Source organism: Acinetobacter sp. ANC_7553, from assembly GCF_056779895.1.
The window spans coordinates 17,583-33,020 of the sequence record NZ_JBWYIV010000006.1 but is presented as its reverse complement, the minus strand read 5'-3'; the positions used below and the strand labels follow the sequence as shown (position 1 = coordinate 33,020).

General features: G+C 39.9%; 15 protein-coding genes. 2 read left to right on the top strand and 13 right to left on the bottom strand.

Going from position 1 to position 15,438, the window contains the following annotated elements; genetic code table 11:
* Positions 1-129: 129 nt before the first annotated feature.
* The 4 genes from AC1M9I_RS06155 to AC1M9I_RS06140 form a co-directional block, all read right to left on the bottom strand.
* Positions 130-456: a hypothetical protein gene (locus AC1M9I_RS06155; protein WP_481591569.1), complete on the bottom strand. Its 327-nt coding sequence runs from the start codon at positions 454-456 to the stop codon at positions 130-132.
* 297 nt (positions 457-753) lie between these two features.
* Positions 754-1,005 carry an RNA recognition motif domain-containing protein gene (locus tag AC1M9I_RS06150; protein WP_035266766.1) on the bottom strand — a complete coding sequence of 84 codons (252 nt, stop codon included), beginning with the start codon at positions 1,003-1,005 and terminating at the stop codon, positions 754-756.
* Between the two features lie 80 nt (positions 1,006-1,085).
* Complete coding sequence (locus AC1M9I_RS06145; protein ID WP_481594937.1) at positions 1,086-3,074, bottom strand: ATP-dependent helicase; 1,989 nt, start codon at positions 3,072-3,074, stop codon at positions 1,086-1,088.
* Between the two features lie 102 nt (positions 3,075-3,176).
* Entirely contained in the window at positions 3,177-4,319 is a 1,143-nt protein-coding gene (locus tag AC1M9I_RS06140; protein WP_481594936.1) for a glycerate kinase family protein, read from the bottom strand.
* A gap of 134 nt (positions 4,320-4,453) precedes the next feature.
* Here AC1M9I_RS06140 and AC1M9I_RS06135 point away from each other — a divergent pair, with 134 nt between their 5' ends.
* Positions 4,454-4,969, top strand: coding sequence for a hypothetical protein (locus tag AC1M9I_RS06135; RefSeq protein ID WP_481588666.1), 516 nt, complete (start codon positions 4,454-4,456; stop codon positions 4,967-4,969).
* 55 nt (positions 4,970-5,024) lie between these two features.
* Here the strand turns inward: AC1M9I_RS06135 and topA are convergent, their stop codons facing one another.
* From topA to AC1M9I_RS06115, 4 genes are all read right to left on the bottom strand, one after another.
* Entirely contained in the window at positions 5,025-7,664 is a 2,640-nt protein-coding gene (topA, locus tag AC1M9I_RS06130) for a type I DNA topoisomerase (protein WP_481591572.1), read from the bottom strand.
* 31 nt (positions 7,665-7,695) lie between these two features.
* Positions 7,696-8,145, bottom strand: coding sequence for a hypothetical protein (locus AC1M9I_RS06125; protein ID WP_035266779.1), 450 nt, complete (start codon positions 8,143-8,145; stop codon positions 7,696-7,698).
* Positions 8,146-8,348: 203 nt separating this feature from the next.
* Complete coding sequence (locus AC1M9I_RS06120; RefSeq protein WP_035266782.1) at positions 8,349-9,359, bottom strand: hypothetical protein; 1,011 nt, start codon at positions 9,357-9,359, stop codon at positions 8,349-8,351.
* Positions 9,360-9,471: 112 nt separating this feature from the next.
* Complete coding sequence (locus AC1M9I_RS06115; protein ID WP_035266784.1) at positions 9,472-9,717, bottom strand: SlyX family protein; 246 nt, start codon at positions 9,715-9,717, stop codon at positions 9,472-9,474.
* Between the two features lie 34 nt (positions 9,718-9,751).
* Between AC1M9I_RS06115 and AC1M9I_RS06110 the strand changes: the two genes are divergently transcribed.
* Complete coding sequence (locus AC1M9I_RS06110) at positions 9,752-11,662, top strand: ATP-binding cassette domain-containing protein (protein ID WP_481594935.1); 1,911 nt, start codon at positions 9,752-9,754, stop codon at positions 11,660-11,662.
* A gap of 59 nt (positions 11,663-11,721) precedes the next feature.
* Here the strand turns inward: AC1M9I_RS06110 and AC1M9I_RS06105 are convergent, their stop codons facing one another.
* The 5 genes from AC1M9I_RS06105 to AC1M9I_RS06085 form a co-directional block, all read right to left on the bottom strand.
* Positions 11,722-12,291, bottom strand: coding sequence for a HupE/UreJ family protein (locus AC1M9I_RS06105; protein WP_481610832.1), 570 nt, complete (start codon positions 12,289-12,291; stop codon positions 11,722-11,724).
* A 17-nt stretch (positions 12,292-12,308) separates the two neighbouring features.
* Positions 12,309-12,923, bottom strand: coding sequence for an urease accessory protein UreG (ureG, locus tag AC1M9I_RS06100; RefSeq protein ID WP_035266791.1), 615 nt, complete (start codon positions 12,921-12,923; stop codon positions 12,309-12,311).
* Positions 12,924-12,944: 21 nt separating this feature from the next.
* Positions 12,945-13,610: an urease accessory protein UreF gene (locus AC1M9I_RS06095; RefSeq protein WP_481590387.1), complete on the bottom strand. Its 666-nt coding sequence runs from the start codon at positions 13,608-13,610 to the stop codon at positions 12,945-12,947.
* Positions 13,597-14,082, bottom strand: coding sequence for an urease accessory protein UreE (gene ureE, locus AC1M9I_RS06090; protein ID WP_180028353.1), 486 nt, complete (start codon positions 14,080-14,082; stop codon positions 13,597-13,599). Before ureE ends, AC1M9I_RS06095 begins: the two co-directional genes overlap by 14 nt.
* A 170-nt stretch (positions 14,083-14,252) precedes the next feature.
* Positions 14,253-15,140, bottom strand: coding sequence for a DMT family transporter (locus tag AC1M9I_RS06085; RefSeq protein ID WP_481594933.1), 888 nt, complete (start codon positions 15,138-15,140; stop codon positions 14,253-14,255).
* Positions 15,141-15,438: the final 298 nt, after the last annotated feature.

Here is a 15,438-nt window from a genome sequence, read left to right as displayed (position 1 = left end):
TAAGAAAAAAATCAAGATTAATTTTAGATCAACAAGATTGATTGAAAGCCTGATTATTAATGCATACTGCTTAAATAAAAAAGCCAGCCAAATGCATGGCTGACCCTTTCGAATGAATCTAAGGTTATATTAGCGAACAATACCCTTAAAAATTCCTAATGGATTATAAGTCCCATCGCCTTTTTCATTGTCATAATGAAATTTGACCTGATCTTGATCGCCACCTAACAGTGTTCCAGCCCTGTAAAGACCTTCTGAAATCGCAAGGAAGCCAACATCAATTGCTTGATGAACTGTACCAACACCAGGAATTAGGCTCAATGGCTTCCAAATTGGAGCTTGAACATTCAATGTGCTCGAAAATAGGTTTGATGCGTTTTGAAGCGTGTCACCGATTAACGTACCTGCACCTGATACGATTTCTGTTTCTAGATGATTTAATTCTTGAATAGACATTTTTATAACCTTTTGGGGTTTTATAATGGAGCTTTTATACTACACACTTCACTCAAACTTATTCAATCTATTATTAAGATATACTTCACAATAATTTGTATATAAATGTGATTTTAAGTGTATATTTTTAATAAAAATATTAATATATAACAGAAATGCATTTCAAAAATATGTCAACTCTTCAAAGTACAAAAGTTGGTCAAAAAAGCTAAAAAAGATTCATATTTATTAGTAAAATTAAATAAAATATCAAATAAAAAGGAGCAATAACTGCTCCTACTTTATTTAGACATCAAGTTATGCTTCTGGCTTTTCGTCTGCAGCTTTTACTCGAATACCTGCACCTTTAACTTTACGGGTGTTCAGCCCCTTAATTGCTTTCACAGCTTCACGGCCATGTGGCATTTCAACAAAGGCAAATCCTTTCGATTTGCCTGTTGCAGCATCTAATACCAATGTACATGAGTCTACTGTTCCAAACTGCTGAAATAACTCCAGAATCTCAGCTTCAGTAATGCTGCGCTCTAAGTTACGAACTAAAATTTTCATGAAAAAACCTTAAGAAGATAGGCAAAAAAACCAAAAAGTACGCGCCTACTCTACTTTTTGTATGAAACAATCTAGATAGTTTAATCGAGATCAATCCCAAAATCTAAATTAATCGACTGTCGCTCAATCAAAGCACTCTTAACCGTTTGCTGTCTGGTTTTATAATGTGTTTCACTTGTACACAAATGTCTTGAAAGATCATTGAGAAAATAGCTTTCGATTTTTCGCCCCTGTTCATCGACTTGTTCCCTCGCCCACGTCACCAAATTTTGCTTGGTTAGAATCAATTCATTTTGTGCACGGGTAAGTGCTACATAAAGCACACGACGTTCTTCTTCAACTTCATCAAAATCCCCTTGAGCTCTTGCGTGTGGATACTGACCAGGTGTCACATTCGCCACGTAACAAACTTTTTGTTCAGTTCCTTTCGCAGAATGTATCGTGATCAAAGTCACAACATCAGTCTCTGATTGACGCTCGATTTCACTGATTGAAACTGGATCAAGCACGTAGGCTTCTAAAAACTCACTTAACTGAGTATGTTTTGAAGCTAACTGTTTCACCAACTCAAAGTCTCCTTGACGACGCCCCCAATCCTTTTTGTAATTTTCACTCAACTGAATTTCTATTGCCTGAATTGCCAAGCTTACGCAAGCTTTAACTTCGGTCTTTAACACATTCAACTGCTTCATAATGAGTAGAGCCTCAGCAGGAATACGTCCAAATTTTTCTAGTTTTTCCGCAATGACGTCATCTTGAGGGTCCTGTAACAACTGTTGCGCTAAACGGCTTGCGCCAACATCACCGACCCCATCCCAAAGCGTCAAAAAACGCATCCATGCAATATCGTCTGAAGGATTGGCAATGACGCGTAGTAAGCTCAGTAAATCCTTAACATGCGCAGTTTCAAGAAGTTTCATACCACCAATAAATCGATATGGAACATTGGCTGCAATGAAAGCTGCTTCAATATGACGAGCTGCAAAACTTGAACGCACCAAAACCATATGATCGCGCCATGGACTGCCTTCTAAAAAATGTCGTTCTTTAATATCTATGGCAATCCATTTAGCTTCATCAAACTCATTCGGGAAAATATGAATTTTAGGCTTTATGCCTGTACCTCGATACGCATTTAAGCGCTTGTCATATTTAATCTCACTTTGATCAAGCAACCAATTTGATAAATCTAAAATTTCTTGAGTAGATCGGTAGTTTTTTTCTAATTTAAAGATCTGTGCTGCTGGCACACGCTCTTTAAAATGATGAATGTTTTCGAAATCTGCTCCACGAAAACCATAAATCGATTGAGCATCATCCCCGACACAAAACAAACTTACTCGATCCTTTAAAGGCTCTAATAGCGCCCATTGCAATGGATTGGTGTCTTGCATTTCATCCACAAGCATATGTCTGCAAATCGAGGCCACATAATCGACTAGTCCCTCAGACTGTGCTAAAGCTGATGCCACGATCGCAAGAATATCGTCATAATCAAGAAAGCTACGTGCCTGCTTTCGAGTTTCATATTCTTTCATGATTTCTGCAATCAGGTCTTTCATTGCTAAGAATTCAGGCATTTGCTTTTCTATGACAACACTTAGCTTTTGACGCGTATTTCTAGCATATGAATACAGATCACATAATTCAGCAGGCTTCGGGAGCTGATTGGGATTCTTCTTATCATCTTTACCACGTATCAAACGAAACATCATGAGTTGATCATCACGATCAATAATTGAGAATTGCGCTAAGCCGAAAGCTTTTGGTATACGACGCAGCAAGTACATACAAAAAGTATGGAATGTTGATGCTCGTAATCCTTTTGCTTGTTCACCGAGTGCCAATTCGACACGCGCCACGATTTCACTGGCAGCACGACGCGTAAACGTCAAAATTTGAATTTGATTGGCGGGTACACCTTGATCAATGAGATAAGCAGCACGTGCCACAATCGTTTTGGTTTTACCACAGCCCGCACCCGCCAACACCAAACTATGTAAGGCTTCTGTGGTTGCAGCTTGTTTTTGTTGAGGATTTAATTCATCAATCAGGCTGTCTAAACTCATCGCTACTCATCAATTTTACAATAACAATAGTTTAACAGAGCTAGATTTAGAAAATACAAACACGCTTCAGTTTTAAACCTCAAAGCCCACTTACATAGAGAATTAGATATACTGCCTTACGATATTTTGTACCGTTAAATCTAAATTCTGAACTGCATTTTTCAAGGATTCTGACAAACTTTGATCCAGTGGATTAATACTACAAATGTGATGAAACCCTTGTTCGTACAATGGTTCTACCCCTTCACCAACTCTACCAGCGAATGCAAATACAGGCTTGTTGTGCCGATATGCGACTTGAGCAACGGCAAATGGGGTTTTACCAAATTGAGTCTGAGTATCAATTTTCCCTTCACCCGTAAATACATAATCAGCTTGCGCAATTTTTTCAGCCAATTGAGTTTCCTCAATGATTAATTCAGCACCGGATCGAATATCTGCGCCTGTAAATGCCATCAAACCAAATCCCAAACCACCTGCTGCACCAGCACCAGATCGATGACGTAAATCGACTAAAAGCTGCTGCTCTACCACCCCTGCAAAGTGTGATAAATTATGATCCAATACTTGCACCATTTCAGGTGTAGCCCCTTTTTGCGGACCAAAAATATACGATGCGCCAAGTGGACCACATAATGGATTGTTTACATCTGAAGCGATAACAATTTCTGTTTTAGTCAATCTTGGGTCGAGTTGTGACACATCAATGGAATCGATTTGGTTTAAGTTTCCACCTGTTGGCTCAAATGCTTCATGATATTGATTAATAAATTTCACGCCCAAAGCATGTGCCATACCCGCACCACCATCATTGGTCACACTCCCACCTAATCCGATGATGATCTTTTTCACACCGAATTCAAGAGCTGCGACAATCAGTTGCCCTGTCCCTACAGTATTAGTGAACAAAGGATTTCTTAAATGAGGTGGTATTAAATGAATGCCATTGGCTTTCGCCATTTCAATGACTGCTGTTTGTCCCTGATCAATTAATCCAAAATGAGTCATGACACGCTCATCAGCGAATGGGCCTTGTACTTCGCACGCGATTTTTAATCCTGATTTTGCCATGACCAATGCATCAATGGTTCCTTCACCACCATCTGCCATTGGATTCAAAATACATTGTGCATCGGGTAAGACTTTATGGATTGCATTTTTCATAATCATGCATACCTGCTCAGCAGGCATGCTTTCTTTGAAAGAGTCGGGAGCCAAAATAAAAGTTTCTATCCTTTGCTGCATACTTTATTGCTATTCTCATATTTAAATTAATTCAGATACTTATTTATTACATTGAGATTTTCAATTTTTCAAATAGAACCCTTATATATATTGTAATAAACTTACAATTCCCCAAAAAAAATAACGGTATAACAATGCAAAAATATCAAATATTTAAAAAAACTTTAGTGCTGTGTACATTCATTTTTGTATGTAATCAAGCTACCAGCTCGTCTGCAACCAATTCACACAGTAGTGAAAATATTCAATTATCAGCACTTTCAGCCAAATGGAAATGTACTGAAGAAATGGATTACATGGGTTATGCTGCGAAAAGCGAAATAGTGTCTGAGTTCAAACCAAATGGTCAATATTTTGAAAAAAATCAAATGACCTTTATTAAAGATAACGAGAAAGCAATTGCTTATACCCAATCTGAAGCTCAATGGAGTTTACAAGAACATATACTCACAATTGATCAAAATAAATTACTGAAATTTGAAATAGACAATGCTCAAGTTGAAGAGCAATTAAACCTTAAATCAGCTTTAGCTGATCCTGATGCTGTGAAATTACTAATTAAAAAACTCGATAACAAAGAAATGATTGCGAATTTCATTCTATTTGATACAGAAATAGAAAATCTCTCAAGAGTATGTGTAAGACAATAAATTTAATGTCATAAAAAAATGCTGACCTAAGTCAGCATTTTCTGTTATTTAAACGTTAAGCTTCAATCCATTTACCATCTTGGTAAATCAAAGACCATTTCGTTTGTTTACCTTCAGGCGTTTCAGAACCAATATATTGCGCTTGATTTTTACGACTAAACTTCACTAAAGTTGGGTTTCCATCAGGGTCAGTATCTGGCGCTTGCAGAATAAACTGATACTTTGGATCTAGCTGTTCAGCAACCGTACGCAATTCCGCAACCTTAGGAGCACGAGTTTCACGCACTTTAGGGAATTTACTTGCTGCTAAGAATAAGCCTGCTGCTCCATCACGTAATACGAAAAAGTCGTCATGTTTCGTTGAGCGCAAATGTTCCATTTTAATCGGGTCGACACGAGGAGGTGCTGGTTGACCATTCTTCAATACTTTACGTGTATTTTCACAGCTTGTGCAGGCAAAATAAGGACCAAAACGCCCTGTCTTTAACTGCATCTCACCATCACATTTGTCACATGGAATTGTTGGACCATCGTACCCTTTAATTTTGAACTCACCTTCTTCAAGCTCAAAACCTTCGCAGTCTGGATTGTTCCCACAAATATGAAGTTTACGACCACCATCAATAACGTAACTATCCATTGCTGTTTCGCAAATTGGGCAACGTTTTTTCGACATTAAATCTGCGGTTTCTGCAGACTCATCATCAGATAATGCGGCCAAGGACTCTACTGGCGTTAAGTTGAGTGTACCTTTACAACGTTCTTTCGGTGGTAAGTTATAGCCAGAACAACCTAAGAATACACCTGTGGTACCGGTACGAATCTGCATCGGACGATCACATTCTTTACAATGCACAGCATCAACTTCAACAGGCTGATTACGGCGCATGCCATTTTCACCCTGTGCAGTAGTCAGACGTTTCTTAAAATCACCATAGAAACTATCTAATAATTCTTTCCAATTACGCTCACCATCTGCAACTTTATCCAGTTGACCTTCTAAATCTGCAGTAAATGCATAATTCATTAAGTTGTTAAAACTTTCGTCCAAACGATCTGTTACGATTTCACCCATCTTCTCTGCATAGAGACGACGGTTATCCAATTTCACGTAACCACGATCTTGAATCGTTGAAATAATCGCTGCATAAGTCGAAGGACGACCAATACCTTTTTTCTCAAGCTCTTTCACCAAAGATGCTTCTGTAAAACGTGCAGGCGGTTTAGTGAAATGTTGCGAAGGATCTAACTTTTGAAGTTGTAGAACTTCACCCACTTTCACAGCAGGCAGTAAAACATCATCATCCGACTTGTTCTGGCCACGTACTTTCGTAAAGCCATCAAATACCAAAGTACGACCTTTAGCTTTAAGCTCTACACCGTTTGCATCGACCAAGATCGTCGAAGACAAATATTCAGCAGGTGTCATTTGACATGCAACAAACTGACGCCAAATCAGATCATATAGACGCTGAGCATCGCGATCTACGCCTGCAAGCTGATCACCCTTCAACGCAACGTTTGACGGACGAATCGCTTCATGGGCTTCTTGCGCACCTGCTTTATTTCCAAAACGGTTTGGCTTTGCAGGAAGATATTTTTCACCATACTCGGTTTCGATATGTCCACGTACCATATTGACCGCATCATCACTCAAGAATGTAGAGTCGGTACGCATATAGGTGATATAACCCGCCTCATACAAGCGCTGTGCCATCGTCATCGTTTTCTTTACAGAGAAACCAAGTCGAGTACTTGCTGCTTGTTGTAAGGTCGATGTGATATAGGGTGCGCTCGGATTAACTTTGGTCGGTTTATCTTCACGGGCAGCAACTTTAAATTCAGCTTCTTTTAAGACATCCAATAAAGCATCTGTTTGTGCTTTGTTTTGAAGTTTTAATGTCTTACCTGACTGTTTGACTGCTTCTAAACGAATATCATCTTTTTTAGATTTGGTATCTGCAAAAACTTGCCAATATTCTTCAGGAATAAAAGCACGAATTTCTCGCTCACGCTCAACCACAAGTTTCGCAGCAACTGACTGTACACGACCCGCAGATAAACCACGTGCGATCTTCTCCCACAATAGTGGTGAAATCATAAAGCCAACAATACGATCAAGGAAACGGCGTGCTTGTTGTGCATTGACTTTATCAATATCTAAACGAGCAGGCTGTTTAAATGCTTCTTGAATGGCATTTTTAGTAATTTCGTTGAAAACCACACGTCTATAACGAGAGTCATCACCACCAATAACTTCTTTTAAATGCCAAGCAATCGCTTCTCCTTCGCGGTCCAAATCGGTTGCGAGATAGACCTCGTCAACCTGCGAAGCAAGCTTTTTCAGTTCTGAAACAACATTTTCTTTACCAGGAAGCACTTCATAGTGTGCTTTCCAACCGTGCTCAGGGTCTACCCCCATACGATTGATCAGTGCCTGTTGAGCTTTTTCAGCTTTCTCTTCAGCAGTCTGTTTGGTACGTGTTACTGGTTTCTTTTCCGTACTTTTTGAAGCACCTGTTGGTAAGTCACGGACATGACCCACAGATGATTTCACAATGTAGTTTGAACCTAAGTATTTATTAATGGTCTTCGCTTTAGCAGGCGACTCGACGATCACTAAAGCACGTTTTTTTCCAGCTTCTGACGATTGAGCTGTAGCGCTTTTGGATGTGGACTTAGGAGCATTCGCCATAGTGAACCGTTATTCCTATAAGATTAAAAAATTAAATTTCAGCCAATTTGTGTAAAAGTGCTTTCATTTCATCAAGTTGTGTAGCATGAAGATCTTCTTCTTCCTTCCAGTACAAACCGACGCAATTAGACTGCATATCAATAGCATAAATCCCTTTTAATGCAATGGGGAAATCATTAAATTTCTCATTCCCGTGAACAACCTTAAGTTTTTCATTTTCAACCAATGCGCGCATTAAAGGTAGGCGACCATCAGGAATGATAACGCTGTAATACGCTACCATACTGGCACGATTTTCTGATGCCATTGGAATATTGGTCCATGAAGGTGCAGCAATCAAACGCGGGTGTAATCCCATTTTTCGCGCTTTCTCACGCATGATCCCCAAAGCTTTTTCTCTTGGATTTACACGTAATCCGAAGATCGAGCCCAGCACAAAAACAACGATAAGAATCGTTATCCAAAGTCCAGCATTTTCCATAGTTCACCTTTTGCTTCTTATATTAGAGTTGCATAAGCCGAATATAAAAGGCAAGTTGAAAATTAAAAATACGATTTATAGCGGCATGAAACCAGTATTGAGACCTGAACCAAATAAGGCATGATGTGGTATAACTCACCTAAGCACAGTGCAACTGAAATAAAAAAAAAGCGATAAAATCATCGCTTTTTTCCTAGGCATTTTTAGTTCAAAAACATCTCATGGCTATAAAGTACTTCATGACCATTCCAATAAATATATCCTTTATCAATCATTTCCTTAAGCAATAACCGCACATCTGATTTTGGAAATAGCTGTTCTAATAAATCACGGAGTTCATAAATATCTTTAGGCTTTCCGGATTTTAAAGCATTCAATTTTTGGATGACTTCCAGCTGGACAGGATCTATTTTTTCAAAATTTTTAAACAAATCACTCTGAATATGTTGAATGTCTTGTGACTCTTCAATTTCAGCTAAAATGTCTTTTGCTTCGATATGTAGCTTCGCCAATAACGCATCTACCTGACCAAGCTTGTGGTCTGCTACTACATCTTCATCAACATTCATATCCAATTGAGCCCACTGCTTTAATACCTTTTTACGAAAGGAAATTTGCTCACCTTCTTTTTTAACTACCTTTAAATTAATCAGCATGCCAATCAATTTAGCGCTGTGCTCGTCATTTATTCTCAACGTATTCTCGATCGAGTTTTTAAGCTTAGCTAAGGTGTTGGGCTTCCCTTCCATACGAACCACAACATCACAATACTGCTTTACTTTAAATAAATCATGATTTTGACGAATAGTTTCAACTGAAGGCACGTTGTATTTGAGTTTTGACACAGGTTGCTCTGGTTGTACCTGTATCAAATTACATTGAATGCCAGAAGCTCGCATCATGTCAGCCAACATGGTGCTACAGTCTCGTGCAGAAATCACATCAATCTCTGCGCCATGCTCAACCAATGCCAAGATTTGCCCCACAATCACAGCGTACTCAAATTCTTTTTCTTTTGCCTCAAGCATTTCTAAAATGACAATTTGACCACTACTAATCCAACTCGCAAATTCAGTCAAATCAGTGAGACTGTAATGAAAACTCCCTTTCGAATGAAATAGATAGGTCGTGGTGTAATGTTGCACAATCTCCCGAAATAACGTCGAAGTCGGCATGTTATTTTCAAGATCTATTAGGACAACTTTAGCGCTCATAGGATAAGATTCAGAATTCGGCAAGTGAAAAGACTATTACAACGACCTTCATATCAAAGGTCAAACTATTTACGCATACTTCTTAATAAATAATCAGTATTTATGTCACGTCTTAATAATGTGGCGGTTTATCCAAAATTGGATCAAATGGAGCAACACCATCGTCAGCATGAGTAGCTTCAACACGTTGATACAAAATTTGCATTTGTTTCTTTAAATCGCTGATTTCACGGCTTTGTAATGCAATTTGAATATTTAACTGATCAACTAATTCATCTAAAAATGCAATTCGGACTTGCAAATCTTCTATGGGTGCGGAAAATGACGCCTGCTCATTTAGATTTTTTTGATTCGACATTATAAGTCCTCATCAGGGGATTTCAGGAAACATTATGGCCTATATTACCTTAAGGGACGTCCAACTCGCATTTGGTGGACCGTACTTACTCGACGGCGCGAATTTTAGTTTAGAGCGCGGCGAACGAGTGTGTTTGATTGGCCGTAATGGTGAGGGTAAGTCTACTTTACTTAAACTCATTGATGGAAGTTTATTGCCTGATGCTGGTGAAGTTTCCCTGCAAAATGGCATCACCATTTCTATGCTGGCTCAAGACGTGCCAATGGACTCGGGACGTGTTGCAGATATTGTGGCAGATGGCGCAGGTGAAGCAGCTTCTGTTCTTAGAGCTTATCACGAAGCAAGCGAAGCTTGCGTACTCGGCGATATGGAAGCTTGCGATCGCATGGGTAACTTGCAACATAAAATGGATCAATTAGATGGTTGGGCACTTGAAACTAAAGTGAATTCAATCCTGAGTAAAATGGGGCTTGATCCTGATGCTGATTTAGCTGATCTTTCAGGTGGTCGTAAACGTCGTGTGCTTCTTGCACGCGCACTACTCACCCAACCTGATGTTTTGTTACTCGACGAACCAACGAACCATTTAGATGTTGAAAGTATCGAGTGGTTAGAAAAATTCTTACTCGATCAAAATAATCTAACATTACTCTTCATTTCGCATGACCGTTCATTTGTAGACAGTATTGCTACACGTATTGTGGAACTGGATCGTGGCATCTTACGCAGTTATGAGGGGAACTATTCACGTTACCTCGAACTCAAAGCTGCGCAAATGGAAGCTGAAGAAAAGCAAAATGCGCTGTTCGATAAAAAACTCGCAGAAGAAGAAGTTTGGATTCGTCAAGGCATTAAAGCACGTCGTACCCGTAACGAAGGTCGTGTTCGTGCCCTAAAAGCATTACGTGAAGAATCTAAAGCCCGCCGTTCACAGCAAGGCAAAGTGAGCATGGCCACCCAAGATGCTCAACGTTCAGGCAAAGTGGTCTTCGAGATTGAAAATCTCAGTGTGCAATTTGGCGACAATGCACCGATTATCAAAGATTTCAATGCACTGGTGCTCCGTGGAGATCGTATTGGTCTCGTGGGCGATAACGGTGTCGGTAAAACCACGCTAATCAAAGCAATTTTGGGTCAACAAGAACACTCAGGTACGGTCAAAACAGGGACACAACTCGAAGTGGCTTATTTTGACCAACTTCGTAATGTACTCGATCTTGAAAAATCGGTAAAAGATAATGTGGCTGAAGGGTCAGACTTTGTCGATATCAATGGCGGGCGTCGACATATCTATAGCTATTTACAAGATTTCTTGTTCTCACCTGAGCGTTCTCGTACGCCTGTAAAAGCCCTTTCTGGTGGTGAACGTAACCGTATCTTATTGGCGAAATTACTGCTTAAACCATCGAACCTCATCGTGATGGATGAGCCAACCAATGACTTGGATATGGTCACGCTTGAACTACTTGAGGAGATGCTCAGCGACTACAAAGGAACATTACTTCTTATTTCACATGACCGTGCCTTCATGGACAATGTTGTGACTTCAACTTGGGTATTTGATGGCAAAGGCAATATCGATGAATATGTGGGTGGTTATCAAGACTACCTCATGCAACGTCCTGATCAAACTGTTGTCGATCAGAAATCTGCGGTGAAGAAAGCGGCTGCAAAAGCTGAAGCGGCAGCAACCCCTGCACCAGCGGTGAAAAAAGTAAAACTAAGCTATAAAGATCAACGTGCTTTAGAACAACTTCCTGCTGAAATGGAAGCTTTGGAAAAGGAACAAGCTGAAATTAATGCGCTTTTAGCAGATGGATCTTTATTTGTGACAGATAGTGATAAAGCAACTCAACTTTCAATTCGCCTTACTGAAATTGATGAATTACTTTTAGAGAAATTAGAGCGCTGGGAAGCGCTTGAAAGTCTTGCGAATGGTAGCTGATTACCCTAGTAAATAAAAAACTCCGCGCTTGCGGAGTTTTTTTATTTTGCCAAGTTTGATCACGCTAAGCCAATTACTGCAACCAATGCTGCTAGCACACCTACAATCTTTTTACCTTGTGGAACAAATTTCACCATCAATGCCCCTAAACCCAGTCCAAGAGCATAAATCATTGCCATGGCAGTAATCATGCCTAAAATCTGAACGCCAACATTTCCATTCATCGCTAATTCAGCTCCGTGTGCTGAACCATGAAAAACTGATAGAAACACTGCTGCAACTGGAAAAATTCTGTTCGATTTGGTCCATAAACTTACAGCTAAGATGAACAATGAACTTACAATTCCAATTTCTGCAATGCCATTCGGAATGATTCCATGCGCACCTAAACTGAATCCAGCAACGAGCGCTGTAAGCAAGCCCCATGCCCCAATCATCTTCCAAATTTTAGACATGCTCCACATCAAAACACCGAAACTGAGTGCCATCATCAAATGATCCAATCCTGTAAACGGATGAGTGAAGCCCGTCCAAAAATTAGCGTTATGGTGATGATGGCCTGGATGTGCCATTACAAGGCTCGGAACACTTGCCAGAATGAATAGACCGAATTTATTGCATTGTTTCATCCTTTAAGCCCTCTTGTTTAAGCTTTGAATAAACCTTGTTTTTCAATAAAACTGATAATCTCGTTTAAACCATCTTCAGTTTTCATGTTTGAAAACAAGAACGGTTTATCTCCTCGCATACGCTTGGCATCTTGATCCATCACCTGCAAATTCGCTCCAACCATTGGCGCCAGATCTGTTTTATTGATAATCAGTAAGTCAGACTTGGTAATGCCTGGACCGCCTTTACGTGGAATTTTTTCACCACCAGCAACATCAATCACATATAGCGTCAGATCAGACAGTTCAGGGCTAAACGTTGCTGCCAAATTATCACCACCACTTTCAATGATAATTAACTCTAGACCATCAAACTTTTCACATAAGTCATCAATCGCTGCCAAATTGATTGAGGCATCTTCACGAATAGCCGTATGAGGGCAACCGCCAGTTTCCACTCCCACAATACGATCGGGTGACATGGCTTCATGACGAGTTAAGAAGTTGGAATCTTCTTTGGTGTAAATATCATTGGTCACCACCGCCATATTGTATTTATTACGCAATGCACGGCATAAATTTAAAGTCAGTGCTGTTTTACCAGAGCCGACTGGTCCACCAATTCCGACACGTAAAGGAGAACGTTCTGACATCATTTATTCCTTATGTTTTTCTTAAGATCTAAATAAGCGTGAATATTGTGTTTCATGCGACATGCTGAGCATGGCATATTGAGGTAAGGCACTGCTGAGTTGATGGTCTTCTATACACATTGCATGCGTTATGGCGTCTGGGACTAAGCCATGTAAATGCCACAAAATTCGTTGACCACTCATCTGACCGAGCGGCACAGTTTTGACTGCGCCAAGTACTTGGTTTTCTAAAACAGTAAACGTATACGCCGTTAAAACATCTTCGATATTCAGATCCAATCGCCCACATAACTGAGCATATACAGGTACAAATCCAAGTTGTTTTTTGACCGTAACGGGCATTTTCAATACATCTTTAATCCATGCGTTCAAGGAAAATGCCAACTGCTGCGATTCAGCCAATAACTCACGACTTTCACGACTGGCTCGATACAACTGCGCCCAATGATTAAACTGCTGTTCATCATCATGGGCCTGCATCAAACGCTTCAATACAGGTAGCTCAAAACGAACCAAAAGCATTTCCAGAACTTCTTCGAAGTACGCAATACTGGATTGCTCATCATGGATCAAACCTTGATCGATCGCACTTTCAACACCTTGCGAATAGCAATAAGCGCCTACAGGCAAAGCTGTAGAGGACAAAGTTAACAGTTTGAGTAAGTGAGCTGCATTAGTGATGCGCATGAGCATGAATCGCTTTGATTGGGCTTAGACGATGATCATGTGCATGCTGAGCATAAGCACCACTTTCTGGCTCAAATGGATGATCCACTTCCGTGACCATTAAACCCAATCCTTCGACCATTTCGGCTAAGACATGATCAGGTTCAAAATATAGTGCACTAGGCGTGAGCATAAGAGGGACATGACGATTCCCTAAATGATAGGCTGCTTTCAAAAGCTCAAATTCAGAAGAAGCTTGAACACACATCAGGCGTTCGGGCAATGCGTCCACCCGCAGTAAGTCACCTGATTCAGTTGCAATAAATGATCCGCCGCGAAGAATACCTGTGCGCGGTAAATCTGCACCAATATCGCACCCTGAAACTAAAGTTGCACGAAAACGGCTCTTTTGTCGTGTATCAAAGTTGAGTTGCACAGTTTCGAAAGCTTGATCTTCTGTCACTGCTTCTATTCTTTGAGTATAGATTTTCATGCCTTTCCTATTGTCGCTTGAATACTTTGCTTTAATTTCAACTCGCGAAATGTCTTGTTCAACATCAATCCATTTACGCATCAAAATTAAGCATTATTCATGCCAACATGAAATCTATTGGTGCATCCCCTTCTTCTTATTAAAGAATATTCAATGATCTATAAAAATGTTTAAGCCCAAATCACCAAGATTGCTGCAATCACAACTAAAGCTAATCCCCAATGTTCGGCTTTCGCTAACTTTTCTTTAAAGAAATAAGCGGAGATCAATAAGCTAAACAAAATCTCAATCTGACCGAGCGTTTTGACCACTGGGACACTCATCATACTCATGGCAGTAAACCATCCGAGAGATGCCATAAAACTACATACACTGACTTTAAAGATCAGTCCTAGACGTTGCCACATCGCCAGCAAGGTTTGACGACGGAATAAGCTGAGATACAAAAGCATGCTCAGACATTGAAAGCCAATCACCGACAGTAATACCCATGCAGCACGATGAATTGTTGGCAACATTGTCAGTTCAAGACTGGCCTCTCTAACCAATAGTGAAGTGATAGCAAAACACAAACCACTCACGATGCCAATCATCAGTGTTTTGGGTGAAAATCCAGTAAAACCATGTCCCCGACTCAACAGAAACACAGCAAAACCACCCAGTAACACCCCAAACCATGCCAACCATGACAAATGATCAGAGAGAAAAGCAACGCCAATGATTGCAGCTAAGATCGCTTCACTTTTAGCCAGTCCCACGCCAATGGCATAGTTTTTTTGTTTAAATAACTGCACCATCAATGCAGTGGCTAAAATTTGGCTAATGCCTGCGATAAAAATATAAACCCAATATTTTGTCGTAAATTGAACAGTCGCTGTTACAGGTGAGAAGTGATAAAGGCTACTCAAATAAATCAATGCAAAAGGCAAGGCGAAGATAAAGCGTGCAAGGGTGACGCCCCATACATCGACAGTGGTACTCAATTGTTTTTGAAAGGCATTGCGCCAAGCCTGCATAAAAGCAGCCATGAGGGTAAAGAGAATCCAACTGAACGCCATAAAAATATCACTTTAATGAGTAGGACTGACGGGTTTTATTCTATGCCTCATCCAGTGTAATGACTAATCAAAAAAGGATTGTATGTAGATAGCATAAAGTTTGATTTTATTCGTTAGATAAAAAGATGATATTTTTTGAGCTAACATTCCTCGTGTAACTGTCACCTAAATCAGTTGAAGTAACATGGTATCTAAATTGCATAACATTGAGATCACTGATAAATTTATCACATGAATATTTTTATATGTTAAAAGTATGTAATTAGACCCTAAGTCTAATTGCAAGATGCTGCCCCTT

What these genes read in the sequence shown, in the direction of transcription:
- AC1M9I_RS06155 (WP_481591569.1), bottom strand. Translation starts at nt 456, where the DNA reads ATGTCTATTCAAGAATTAAATCATCTAGAAACAGAAATCGTATCAGGT.
- AC1M9I_RS06150 (WP_035266766.1), bottom strand. Translation starts at nt 1,005, where the DNA reads ATGAAAATTTTAGTTCGTAACTTAGAGCGCAGCATTACTGAAGCTGAG.
- AC1M9I_RS06145 (WP_481594937.1), bottom strand. Translation starts at nt 3,074, where the DNA reads ATGAGTTTAGACAGCCTGATTGATGAATTAAATCCTCAACAAAAACAA.
- AC1M9I_RS06140 (WP_481594936.1), bottom strand. Translation starts at nt 4,319, where the DNA reads ATGCAGCAAAGGATAGAAACTTTTATTTTGGCTCCCGACTCTTTCAAA.
- AC1M9I_RS06135 (WP_481588666.1), top strand. Translation starts at nt 4,454, where the DNA reads ATGCAAAAATATCAAATATTTAAAAAAACTTTAGTGCTGTGTACATTC.
- topA (WP_481591572.1), bottom strand. Translation starts at nt 7,664, where the DNA reads ATGGCGAATGCTCCTAAGTCCACATCCAAAAGCGCTACAGCTCAATCG.
- AC1M9I_RS06125 (WP_035266779.1), bottom strand. Translation starts at nt 8,145, where the DNA reads ATGGAAAATGCTGGACTTTGGATAACGATTCTTATCGTTGTTTTTGTG.
- AC1M9I_RS06120 (WP_035266782.1), bottom strand. Translation starts at nt 9,359, where the DNA reads ATGAGCGCTAAAGTTGTCCTAATAGATCTTGAAAATAACATGCCGACT.
- AC1M9I_RS06115 (WP_035266784.1), bottom strand. Translation starts at nt 9,717, where the DNA reads ATGTCGAATCAAAAAAATCTAAATGAGCAGGCGTCATTTTCCGCACCC.
- AC1M9I_RS06110 (WP_481594935.1), top strand. Translation starts at nt 9,752, where the DNA reads ATGGCCTATATTACCTTAAGGGACGTCCAACTCGCATTTGGTGGACCG.
- AC1M9I_RS06105 (WP_481610832.1), bottom strand. Translation starts at nt 12,291, where the DNA reads ATGAAACAATGCAATAAATTCGGTCTATTCATTCTGGCAAGTGTTCCG.
- ureG (WP_035266791.1), bottom strand. Translation starts at nt 12,923, where the DNA reads ATGTCAGAACGTTCTCCTTTACGTGTCGGAATTGGTGGACCAGTCGGC.
- AC1M9I_RS06095 (WP_481590387.1), bottom strand. Translation starts at nt 13,610, where the DNA reads ATGCGCATCACTAATGCAGCTCACTTACTCAAACTGTTAACTTTGTCC.
- ureE (WP_180028353.1), bottom strand. Translation starts at nt 14,082, where the DNA reads ATGAAAATCTATACTCAAAGAATAGAAGCAGTGACAGAAGATCAAGCT.
- AC1M9I_RS06085 (WP_481594933.1), bottom strand. Translation starts at nt 15,140, where the DNA reads ATGGCGTTCAGTTGGATTCTCTTTACCCTCATGGCTGCTTTTATGCAG.